General features: G+C 69.9%; 9 protein-coding genes. 2 read left to right on the plus strand and 7 right to left on the minus strand.

Features of this window, described 5'->3' with window-relative positions:
• Nucleotides 1-7 precede the first annotated feature (7 nt).
• Genes ruvA through recD2 form a run of 4 tightly spaced genes read right to left on the minus strand, consistent with a single transcriptional unit; the run spans nt 8 to nt 4,254 of the window.
• Nucleotides 8-652, minus strand: a complete 645-nt coding sequence (gene ruvA / locus ENSA5_RS00955; protein ID WP_106389665.1) for a Holliday junction branch migration protein RuvA — start codon at nt 650-652, stop codon at nt 8-10.
• Entirely contained in the window at nt 649-1,236 is a 588-nt protein-coding gene (gene ruvC, locus ENSA5_RS00960) for a crossover junction endodeoxyribonuclease RuvC (protein WP_181197128.1), read from the minus strand. The genes ruvA and ruvC overlap by 4 nt, the downstream gene beginning before the upstream one ends.
• A 1-nt stretch (nt 1,237) precedes the next feature.
• On the minus strand, nt 1,238-1,987 hold the full coding sequence (locus ENSA5_RS00965) for a YebC/PmpR family DNA-binding transcriptional regulator (RefSeq protein ID WP_106389667.1): 750 nt from the start codon (nt 1,985-1,987) through the stop codon (nt 1,238-1,240).
• A gap of 23 nt (nt 1,988-2,010) precedes the next feature.
• Entirely contained in the window at nt 2,011-4,254 is a 2,244-nt protein-coding gene (recD2, locus tag ENSA5_RS00970; RefSeq protein ID WP_181197130.1) for an SF1B family DNA helicase RecD2, read from the minus strand.
• A 222-nt stretch (nt 4,255-4,476) separates the two neighbouring features.
• On the opposite strand from recD2, the gene ENSA5_RS00975 reads away from it, so the two are divergent.
• Nucleotides 4,477-4,854 carry a response regulator gene (locus ENSA5_RS00975; protein WP_181197132.1) on the plus strand — a complete coding sequence of 126 codons (378 nt, stop codon included), beginning with the start codon at nt 4,477-4,479 and terminating at the stop codon, nt 4,852-4,854.
• Between the two features lie 3 nt (nt 4,855-4,857).
• Here the strand turns inward: ENSA5_RS00975 and ENSA5_RS00980 are convergent, their stop codons facing one another.
• Entirely contained in the window at nt 4,858-6,561 is a 1,704-nt protein-coding gene (locus ENSA5_RS00980; protein ID WP_146155184.1) for a serine/threonine-protein kinase, read from the minus strand.
• A gap of 391 nt (nt 6,562-6,952) precedes the next feature.
• On the opposite strand from ENSA5_RS00980, the gene ENSA5_RS00985 reads away from it, so the two are divergent.
• The gene (locus ENSA5_RS00985; RefSeq protein ID WP_106389671.1) at nt 6,953-8,386 is read left to right on the plus strand and encodes a porin; all 1,434 of its coding nucleotides are present in this window, start codon (nt 6,953-6,955) and stop codon (nt 8,384-8,386) included.
• Between the two features lie 83 nt (nt 8,387-8,469).
• Here ENSA5_RS00985 and ENSA5_RS00990 read toward each other — a convergent pair whose 3' ends face one another.
• The gene (locus tag ENSA5_RS00990; protein WP_146155185.1) at nt 8,470-10,281 is read right to left on the minus strand and encodes a sensor histidine kinase; all 1,812 of its coding nucleotides are present in this window, start codon (nt 10,279-10,281) and stop codon (nt 8,470-8,472) included.
• A gap of 33 nt (nt 10,282-10,314) precedes the next feature.
• On the minus strand, nt 10,315-10,437 hold the full coding sequence (locus tag ENSA5_RS39050) for a hypothetical protein (protein ID WP_258182689.1): 123 nt from the start codon (nt 10,435-10,437) through the stop codon (nt 10,315-10,317).
• Between the last annotated feature and the right edge of the window lie 166 nt (nt 10,438-10,603).

Consider the following 10,603-nt stretch of genomic DNA (forward strand, 5'->3'; position numbering starts at 1 on the left):
GCTGCGATCAGCGCTCCATCAGCTTGGCCAGGGTCGCGCGGACCAGGGCGTCGAGGTCGGCGGACTTGGCCGCGTCACCGAGCTCGTCGAGGACCTGCCCGAGCGCCTTGTCGACGGGCTTGAGCTTCCAGCCGAGCGACAAGAGCACGTCGCGCGCGGCGACCCCGAGCTCGCCCGCGTCGGCGCTCGGGAGCTCGGCCTGGACCGGCGCGGCGCCGCTCTCGACCCGCATGAGCTCGAGCAAGGTCACGACCTTGTCGCCGAGGGTCAGCACGATCTGCTCGGCGGTCTTCTTGCCGATGCCGGGGATCTTGACCAGCTTCGCGCTCTCGCCCGCGGCGATGCACTCGACGAGCTCGCGGACCGGGAACCCACCGAGGACCGCGACGGCGTTGCGCGGCCCGACCTTGGGCACCGAGGTCAGCATCCGAAACAGCTGCTTCTCGCGCTCGCTCGCGAACCCGAACAGCTGGATCGCGTCCTCGCGCACGTTGGTGTGGACCCACAGCTCGACCGCCTCGCCCTCGCCGGGGATCCCGGCCAGGGTCTGGATCGAGACGTGGAGCTCCCAGCCGACCCCCTGGGCCTCGACGATGGCGACCCCGCGCGCCGGGTCGCGGCGCACGACCTTGCCGCGCAGCCAGCCGATCATCGTGAGCCTCGCCTTCGTCGCCGGGCCAGCTGCCTGCGCAGGTCTGCGCGGCGGTCACGCTCGATGTTGGGCAGGCGGCTGGCCTGGACGTGACAGATCGCGATCGCGAGCGCGTCGGCGGCGTCCGCCTTGGGCGTGGTCCCGAGCCGACACAGGAGCCGGACCCGCGCCTGAACCTCGACCTTGGTCGCCCGCCCCCGACCGACGACCGCGCGCTTGATCATCGCGGGCGCGTACTCGCTGACCGCGAGGCCGTGCTCGAGCGCGACGAGCTTGAGCGCGCCGCGAGCCTCGGCCAGCTTGAGCGCGCTCGCGGCGTTGATGCCGTGAAAGGCGCGCTCGATCGCGAGCCCGGCCGGGCGAAATTCCTCGATGATCTCGCGCAGCGAGGTCGCTAGCTCGAGCAGCCGCGCGCTCAGCTCATCCCGGGCCGGGACCGCGAGCACGCCGCACTCGACGTAGTCGAAGCGGCCCGGGTTGGGCACGTCGAGGATCGCGTAGCCGACCACCCGGGTCCCGGGATCGACCCCGAGCACGCGGCCCGAGACTGCTGGCTGCGCGTCTACGGCTCCGACACCCGCCATGTCAGAGCCCGTGTGCTTCCATGATCTCGTCGGGCAGCTCGGCGTTGCAGTAGACCTTTTGAACGTCATCCTGATCGTCGAGCTTGGCCCACAGCCGGGCGACCGCCTCGGCGCCGCCGCCCTCGAGCGGGAAGGTGTTCTCGGGCCGGGTGACCCACTGGATCTCGGCGCTCTCGGGCTCGAGCTGCGCGAGCGCGCTCTCGACATCGGAGAAGCTCGAGGTCTCGCAGGTCACGACCCAGACCTCGTCCTCATCTTGAACGTCCTCGGCTCCGGCCTCGAGGCACAGCTCCATCAGCGCGTTCTCGTCGATCTTCTCTTTGGCGACCATGACCACGCCCTTGTGGTCGAACATCCAGGTCGCCGAGCCGGTCGAGCCCATCTCGCCGCCGTTCTTGCCGAAGATGTGGCGCAGCTCCGGGACCGTGCGCTTGCGGTTGTCGGTCAGGACCTCGAGCACGAACGCGGTGCCCTCGGGCCCGCGGCCCTCGTAGAGCACCTCTTCGAAGCTCACGCCCTCGAGCTCACCGAGGCCCTTTTTGATCGCCCGCTCCTGGTTGTCCTTGGGCATGTTCGCGGACCGGGCCGCGTTGAGGGCCGTGCGCAGGCGCGGGTTGCCGTCGGGGTCGCCCCCGCCCTCCTTGGCCGCAACCATGATCTCGCGGGCGATCTTGGTGAACACCTTGCCACGCGCAGCGTCGGTCGCCCCCTTCTTGCGCTTGATCGTGGACCATTTGCTGTGCCCCGACATGGGCGCTGGCATACCACGAGCACCTACCGGAGGTCGACGAGCTCGGTGGTCCCGCGCCGCGCGTCGAGCACAGCCAGGGTCCGCTCCGCGAGCCCGGTCCAGCGCCGCGCGGCGTCAGCCCGACGGATCGCCCGCTCGATCGCGCGAGGATCGCCGACGATCACACACAGCCGCCGCGCCCGAGTGATCGCCGTGTACAGCAGGTTGCGGCGCAGCATCACGTGGTGCTCGGTCAGCATCGGGATCAGCACGGCCGGGAATTCGCTGCCCTGGCTCTTGTGGATCGAGATCGCGTAGGCCAGGCGCAGGGCCCCGAGCTCGCGGCGCTCGTAGGTTGCGAAGTGGCCCTCGTAGCTGACCGTCAGCGTGCCCGCGTTGGCGACGATGCGCTCGACCACGCCGATGTCGCCGTTGAACACGTTGCGCTCGTAGTCGTTGCGGATCTGCATGACCCGATCCCCGAGCCGAAAGACCCGCCCGCCCGCGCCGCTCGGGCCCGGGGCCTCGAGGCCCTCGCAGTCCCCGGTGTAGGCCTGCTGAAGCGCGAGGTTGAACGCCTCGGTCCCGGCCCGGCCCTTGTGCATCGGGCACAGCACCTGGATCTCGCCGACGCGATCGAAGCCGTAGGCGGCGGGGATCCGCTCGGCCGCCATCTCGACGATCTTCGCGTGGGTCCGCTCGGCGTCGGCGGCCCGGAGCACGTAGAACTCACCAGCCTTGCCGCGGCTGGACTCGTCGGGCTCGAGGACCTCGCCGTGGAGCACTCGGTGAGCGTTGGCGATGATCGTCGAGCCCTCCTCCTGGCGGAAGATCTGATCGAGGCGCACGACGGGGATCGGCGAGTCTCCAGTCGCGGCCCGGATCAGATCTCGGAGCACGTTGCCGGGCCCGACCGAGGGCAGCTGATCGGCGTCGCCGACCAGGAGCAGGCGGTTTTGTGGGCTCAAGGCGGTGACCAGGGCCTCGGCGAGCTCGAGGTCGAGCATCGAGCTCTCGTCGACCACGACGAGGCCGTCGGGCAAGGGGTTGTTGGCGCAGTAGACGAACTCCCCGGTGTCGGGCCGAACCTCGAGCAGGCGGTGGACGGTGCTCGCCGACTCGCCAGTCGTCTGCTCGAGGCGCTTGGCCGCGCGACCAGTGGGCGCGGCCAACAACAGCGCCGACCCGGCCCGCTTCGCTACCTCGATCACGTTGGCGACCACGGTGCTCTTGCCCGTGCCCGGGCCGCCGGTCAGGATCACGACGCCGCAGCCGGCGATCGCCTCGACCGCGCGGCGCTGGCCGTCGGACAGGTGCTCGGGCAAGTCGCCGACCTCCCACTCCTCGCGCGTGACCAGGGCCAGCTCGAGCAGGCTCTCGACCAGGTTGTCCTCGGCCTCGTCGAAGCGGCGCAGGAAGTAGATCTCGTCGGGTTCGCTGCCCGGCGGGCGCAGCCGCGGAACCAGCGCCCCCTCATCGACCAGGCGATCGATCCCGAGCTCGAGCAGCGCGGCCGGGAGGCGCAGGATGCGGCGCGCGTCCTCGAGCAGAACCCCCGGCGGCAGCGCGCAGTGGCCGTCGCTCTGGGCCTTCTCCAGGGTGTAGAGCAGGCCCGCGTCGACGCGCTCGTGGCCCTCGAGATCGATGCCCAGCGCCCGGGCGATCTTGTCGGCGGTCAAAAAGCCGATGCCGTGGACCTCGCGGGCGAGCTTGTAGGGGTGGTGCTCGAGCATGGCCATGGCCTGCTCGCCGTAGCGCTTGTGCAGGGCCTCGCCGAGCCGCGGCGAGACCTCGAGCTCGAGCAGGCGGTTCTCGAGCTCGGCCATCGGGCCCTGGCGCTGCTCGTGGTGCTCGGTGATGTTGGCGAGGGTCTTGGCGCCGAGGCCGGCGACCTCGAGCAAGCGCTTGGGCTGACGCTCGAGCACCTCGAGCGTGTCGGTGCCAAAGCGCTTGACGATGCGCTCGGCCATCACGTCCTTGATGCCAGGGTAGGTCTTGAGCCGGGCGACGATCTGCGTGGCGGTCGTCGGGCGGCGCAGCTTGAGGGCCTCGAACGCAAACTGGCGCCCGTGCGTCGGGTGGACGACCCAGCGACCGTGGGCGCTGAAGTCGGCGCCCTCCTCGATCCCCGCGCAGCGACCGACCACGGACACGAGGCCAGGCTCACCGGGAATCTTGGCCCGCAACACCGTCCATCGTGTCTCCGGCGCGTGGAACACCGTGCGCTCGACGACGCCCTCGAGCAGCTCTAGATCGCCGGCGGCCGGCTTGGCCTCGCGCTCGGGCATGGGCCTAGCATCATCGATGCTCCGGCTGGCAGCAAACGATGACACTGGGGGCCACAGGTTGATCGCGCGCGGGCCCCCCGGCATCTTCTACCTGCCCCCAGGGGCGAAAGCGCACCTCGCGCATTTTTCAATCTCGGGCCATACTTGCCTTGCGTGCAAGGGTGAGATGCGATGATGAGCCTGCAAAACAATCAAGTTGAATCGGCTCCCGAGGACCGAGACATGACACCCAAGCGTGGATCCGTGCTCATCGTCGACGACAGCCCGATCGTCCTCGAGATCGTGCGCGAGATCCTCGAGGAGCGCGGCTTCGAGGTCGAGACCACCGACGCACCGCTCGAGTGCACCGAGCTGGTCGAGAAGATCAGACCTGACGTGCTCGTGCTCGACATCGGGATGCCCGAGCTCGATGGTCCCTCGCTCCTGTCGATCATTCGCCGCAATCACATCCACGACTGCCCCGTGTTGCTGTACAGCGACTGCTCGAGGCCAGAGCTGATCCAGACGATCCGGGCCTCGGGCGCCGACGGTGGCGCGGTCAAGAACCCCGGCTGCACCGAGCTCCTGTCCGTGCTCGAGAGCCTGCTCCCGGCCTTTTAGCTCTCACCGCGCGCCAGGGGTCGAGCGGCCCTGGGGCTGCGCGCGCCAGCGGCTCGGGAGATCGCAGCCATCGCGGCCCGAGACGACGCTGCGGCCTCCGTGGGAGGCGGCGCTGGTGTCGATCCAGTTGCCGTAGCTGGCGAGCGCGGCCGGGCCCTGCTCGGTCATGGCCCACAGCGTCAGGGGCTCGCCAGCGTTCTTGAGCCCGCTCTCGCCGAGGCTGGCGTCGACGCGCACGATCCTCGTCCCGGGCGCAGGCGCGGGGTCTTCGGGGTTGCTCGGGCTCCAGCCGCTCGCGACCACGATCGCGAGCTCGTCCGGCGCGAGGGTCAGGCTCGGCAGCGGATCGCCGGACGGCTCGTCGCCCGCGAGCCAGGCCTCGCGGAGCTCGGCGAGCGCGACGTCGGCGAGGTAGAGGCCGTCGAGCGCGGCGCCCTCGGGGCCGGCGAGGAGCTCGACGAACTCGGCGTCGGGCTCCGGGCCGCTGGGGTTGGCGAGGAGCTCGGTGATCCGGATCCGCGGCAGCGCGGGGTCGAAGCTCGGCCCGGCGGGGAGCTCGTCCTGCGTCGCCGAAAAATTGTTGGCGAGATCGCGCAGCTCGAGCGCCCACGCGATCGGCTCGTCGGGCGCGAGCGCGAGGTCGAGCTCGAGGCCGATCCAGCCGGAGTGATCGATCGCCGCGCGAGCCTGGGCTTCGCCGACGACGAGCGTGGCCTCGACCGGCTCGCCCGCGTCGATCCACAGCGCGAGGCAGCGGCCGCGGAGTTTGGCGACGAGCTCGGCCGCGGGCGGTGTCAGGTCCGAGCCCGCGCCAGCCTCGAACCATGTCTCGCGTGAGGCCGAAGCCAGCCGCGCTCGACGACCCGCGCGATCGACCAGGCTCCCGCTCGCGGGCCGATAGCGAACATCGGGCTCGAGCGCCCGGGCGGGCCGCCAACGCAGGCAAGTGCCGGGGACCCACCCGGGGCAATCGACGGGATCGACCAGCTCGATCGCTGCGCCGCCGTCTCGCGCCTCGAGCTCGAGGGTCGCGCCGGGCTGGGGCACCGGGACTGGCGGCCACAGCTCGGTCTCGACGTGGGCCAGGTTGGTCGCAACGCCGAGCTGGCCCGGACCCGGGACGACCAGGCCCGGCTCCGGACCCGCGCTGCCCCGACCGGCGGTCACGAAGTCCCGCTGCCACACGAGCGCACGATCGTGCTCGTCGACCAAGGGCGCCCCCGCCCGATCGCGCACCGCCGGACCGATCGAGAGCGTGTGACGACGGTGAGCCGCGAGCGGCCGACGCGCGCGCACGACGAGGCGCGTATCGCCCTCGCTGAGCTCGTAGTCGAGCGCGACCGCGTGGGGCTCGCTGGCGTCGAATTCCCCCCGCTCGATCGCCCCGAGCTCACTCGACGACAGCGACTGGACCTGGCAGCGCCCGCGCTCGCAGCTGCCCTCGTCACACACGGGCGTCGGCGTGCAGCGCTGCTCGAGCAGCTCCCAGGCGACGAGCACGACGCTGCCCGGGTGAACCGTGGCCGGATCGATCGCCTCGCTGAACTCGACGATCAGCTCGGGCGCGACGGAGACCTCGACGCTGCGCGGGCCCGCGAGAGAGCTGTGGACGATCCGCGGCCCGTCGAGGTCGACCTCCACAGGCGGCAGACACCCACCGAGGGACACGAGAACGACGAGGGCGATCCGAACACGCAGGGAGTGCACGCCCTGTCATCGGCCCGCGCGTGGACGAGTTGCAGGCGGATCCCATTTTTTTTCCGCTCCTGCCCGTGTCGATCGGCGCTCGCGTGTGCCCGATCCTGCCTCGCCGGTCTGGCTCTCGACTGTGTCTCGAACATGACGCTCTCGTGTCGGCCCGGTGACAAGCCGCGATCGGCCCCGCATCACTCACACCAGGCCAACGACAGGGAGCGCCGCGATCTCCGATGCCCCGGCTCCATGTCTGGAGGCCGCTTGTGCAACATTCGCGCAACAAGCGTGACATTGCCGGCGCTGCGGCGTGACATTCAGGCCTTCTGCAGTCAAACCGACACCACACTGTTACGAAGATGTCATCAATGCTGAGTAGCGTCCGCCGTGTCTGGAGCCGGACCCGGTGAGCCTCCCAATCCTGCCCTTGGTGTCCCTGCTGCTCGTTGGTCCCCCTTCGACCCAGCTTGGAGCCGAGCCTGGCCCCTCCGACGCAAACGCGCCGGGGCAAGACGCGCCCTCGAGCGAGGTCGCGCCAGCCGACGCTCCCCCCGCCGAGGCGCCGCCGGAGCGCGATCCGCAGGACGACGCGGCCCCCGATCGGGAGACCGAGCAGGACGCAGAGGTCTCGCCCCTCGTGCCCCGCTCGCAGATCGAGTTTCTCAGCGGGCACCCGGTCGATCTCGAGCGCGTGCAATTCCGTCCTGGCAAGGGCCTGACGATCGCGAGCAAGAGCGGCAAGTTCTCGCTCACGACCGGCCTGCGCGTCCAGCTGCTCTACACGATGGCCAACGACCACGCGGCGGACACCGAGCCCCCGGTCAGCCACTCCCTCCAGGTCCGCCGCGCGCGGCTGGTCTTCGCCGGGCACATGTTCGGCGAGCACAACCGCTTCAAGGCCGAGCTGTCGTTCTCGCCCAAGGACACAGGGCTCGAGGACGGCGCGGCCCGCTACACGATCCTCCGCGACTTCTACCTCGAGTTCGACCACCTCCGAGATCTGACCCTCCGGGTCGGTCAGTACAAGCTGCCCTACAGCCAGCAGCGCGTGATCTCGTCCGGCAAGCTGCAGCTCGTCGATCGCTCGATCGTCGGCTCGGAGTTCGACTTCGATCGCGACATCGGCCTCGATCTGAGGTCCGAGGACTTCCTCGGCCTCGACCGGCTCCGCTACTACCTCGGCGCTTACCTCGGCGGCGGTCGCGACAACTTTGCGGCCGAGCCGATCACCCGAGGCGGCGGGCTCGTCTACATCGCGCGCGTCGAGGTCATGCCCTTCGGGAGCTTCAAGGACTACCGCGAGGGAGACTTCGTCAGGATCAAGCAGCCGCGGCTGTCACTCGGGGCGGCCTACTCGTTCATGGACGACGCCATCTTCATGCGCGGGACCAAGGGCAGCGTCCCGACCGACGGCGGCACGACGAACTACCACAACGCCACGGCGAGCATGGTCTTGCACATCGTCGGGCTGTCGATCTCCAGTGAATTTTTCTGGCGACGCGGCGTCCGTCGCCCCGGCGACGCCGAGATCGAGGACGAGCTGGGCGACCTGGTCCCCGCGCCGATCGAGGCGCCGCGCGACGGCCTCGGCTGGTACGTCCAAAGCGGCTTCATGATCCCCCACGCGCCGGTCGAGCTCGCCGCCCGCTACAGCGAAGTCCGGGCGATCGGCGATGACACCCAGACCTCGATGAGCGATCGCCACGCGCTCGGCGGCGGCCCGAGCTGGTACATCGGAGGCCACGCGTTCAAGCTCCAGGCCGACTACTTTCGAATCTGGACCGACGACATCGGCCAGGGCATCGACCAGCTCCGCGTCCAGGCCCAGATCTCGTTCTGACGGCGCCTGCCCTCAGTCGAGGCCCCCCTGCTCGCGCGTGGTCCTGCTCGCGGCTCGCGGCTCAGGCACGGCCGCGCTGAGCCTCAGGGCGCGTCGGCTTCGGGAGCCTTGGGCGAGACCTTGCGGAGCCGGACCCAAAAACACGATCCCCGGGGCTCGCGGGGATCAACGCCGACGTCGCCGCCCATGGCTTCGGTCAGGTTCTTGACGATCGCGAGGCCGAGGCCGGTCCCGCCCATGTGCCGCGAGCGACCGGGGTCGACGCGATAGAAGCGCTCGAACACCCGGCTGCGATGGTCGGGTCCGATCCCAGGGCCCTCGTCGCGGACCTCGATCCGCACCGCCGTGTCCTGCTCGACCGCGACGAGATCGACGACGCCACCTTCGGGCCCATACTTGACCGCGTTCTCGACCAGGTTGACCAGGACCTGCTCGAGCGCCCGCGCGTCGCCGTGGACCTGGAGCTCCGGCGCGATGTCGACGCCAAAGACCACCTCTCGACGGCGGCAGGACTCGCTGACCGAGCGACTGACCGAGCGCGCGACCGCGGTCAGCGACAGAGCGTCGAGCTCCATCTTGTACTTGCCAGCCTCGATCCGCGAGATGTCGAGCAGATCGGAGATCAGCTGACCGAGCCGCTCCGCGTTGCGGCTGACCGCGTCGAGGAAGCGCCGGGCCGCCGCCGGCTCGTCGATCGCGCCGAGCAGCAGCGTCTCGGCGTTGGCCTGGATGATGCTGACCGGCGTGCGCAGCTCGTGCGACACGTTGGCGACGAAGTCGCGGCGCACGGTCTCGAGCCGACGGATCTCGGTCACGTCGTGCATGACCAAGACGGCGCCACCAGACTCACCCTGGGGCGTGGCCCGAACCATCAGCTGACGCAGCGAGCCCGCCGACTCGAGCTCGATGTCGATGCTGCGCGACTCGCCGCGCAGGGCGTGATCGAGGGCCTCGGACAGCTGGGGGATGCGGACGGCCTCGAGCAACAGGCGCCCGCTGACCTCGGTCGTGATCGACAGCATCTCCCGGGCCGAGCGGTTCAGCGCGATGATCCGCCGCTTCTTGTCGATCGCGAGCACGGCCTCGTCCATCGAGTGGATCACCGCCTCGAACAGATCGCGCTCGCGCGCCAGCTGCTTGACCGTACGCTCGAGCTCCTCGGACACGCGGGTGAGCGACCCCGCCATCCCGCCGAACTCGTCGCCGCCCTTGACCGACGAGCGCCGCTCTTTGTCGCCATCCGCCACGGCCCGCGTCGACTCCACGAGCTCGCGAAATTTGCCGTACATCACGCGCGAAGCGACCAGCCCCGCCCCGATCGCCATGGCCAGGGACAGCAACCCGCCAAACACCAAGATCAGGCGCATCTGCGCGAACGAGTCGTCGAGGGCCTCGAGCCGGGTCGCCACCCGCACGAAGGCAGGCCCCGCGCCGTCGCCCGGAACCTCCAAGGCGATCGCGCAGTAGAGCATCTCGGTCCCGAGGGTGTCGCTGTAGCGACGCGCGAGCCCGCAGGCCTCGGGGCCCGCCTCCAGGACCTCGGGTCGATCGCCATGATTCGCGACCTGCGAGACCTCGGCCAGGCCCAGGCTCGAGTCGCCGAGGACCACGCCATCGGCTCCGATGATCGTGACCCGAACCGCCATCGTCTCACCGAGTCGATCGGCGATCGGATCGATGCTCTCCGACGACAGCGCGACCGACCCATGGACGAAGCCCCACTCAACGAGCTCGGCCACGGTCTGGGCGTTGCGGGACAGCTCGTCTTCGACCCGCTGGTCCTCGGCGGCGCGGAGCTTCCACTGCAAGTAGACGCCCGCGGCGAGGTCGACCGCGACGACGATCATCACGGTCACGATCAAGAACTTGGCCCGGACCCCGAGATTCACGCTCACGTTGTCTCCCGCTTTGTCGCTCGCGTCGAGCGCTCACGCTCGCCCGCTCGGGCCCACGAGCTCGACCTGGGCGCCGAGCTCGCCGAGCTCGCCGAGCTCCTCGCGCGGACCCGTGGAGTGAACTCCAGCGAGTCGAGCGACGCTGCCCCTCTTCAACGCTCAGGATCCTGAGCGACGGCCGCGATCACGCGCTAGCAGCCCGGTCACGACGGAAAAAATCCGAGGCCGCGACAGGGCGTCAATGACGCCTTTACGCCCCCAGAGCGGCTCCGTAGCCCAATTTGGACTGTGTGACGTTCGTGCAAACACTCGACCACGAGGT

The sequence above is a fragment of the Enhygromyxa salina genome, assembly GCF_002994615.1.
Lineage (GTDB): Bacteria > Myxococcota_A > Polyangia > Nannocystales > Nannocystaceae > Plesiocystis > Plesiocystis salina_A.

Coding starts and splice junctions, on each gene's coding strand:
- ruvA (WP_106389665.1), bottom strand. CDS start 652: ATGATCGGCTGGCTGCGCGGCAAGGTCGTGCGCCGCGACCCGGCGCGC.
- ruvC (WP_181197128.1), bottom strand. CDS start 1,236: ATGGCGGGTGTCGGAGCCGTAGACGCGCAGCCAGCAGTCTCGGGCCGC.
- ENSA5_RS00965 (WP_106389667.1), bottom strand. CDS start 1,987: ATGTCGGGGCACAGCAAATGGTCCACGATCAAGCGCAAGAAGGGGGCG.
- recD2 (WP_181197130.1), bottom strand. CDS start 4,254: ATGCCCGAGCGCGAGGCCAAGCCGGCCGCCGGCGATCTAGAGCTGCTC.
- ENSA5_RS00975 (WP_181197132.1), top strand. CDS start 4,477: ATGACACCCAAGCGTGGATCCGTGCTCATCGTCGACGACAGCCCGATC.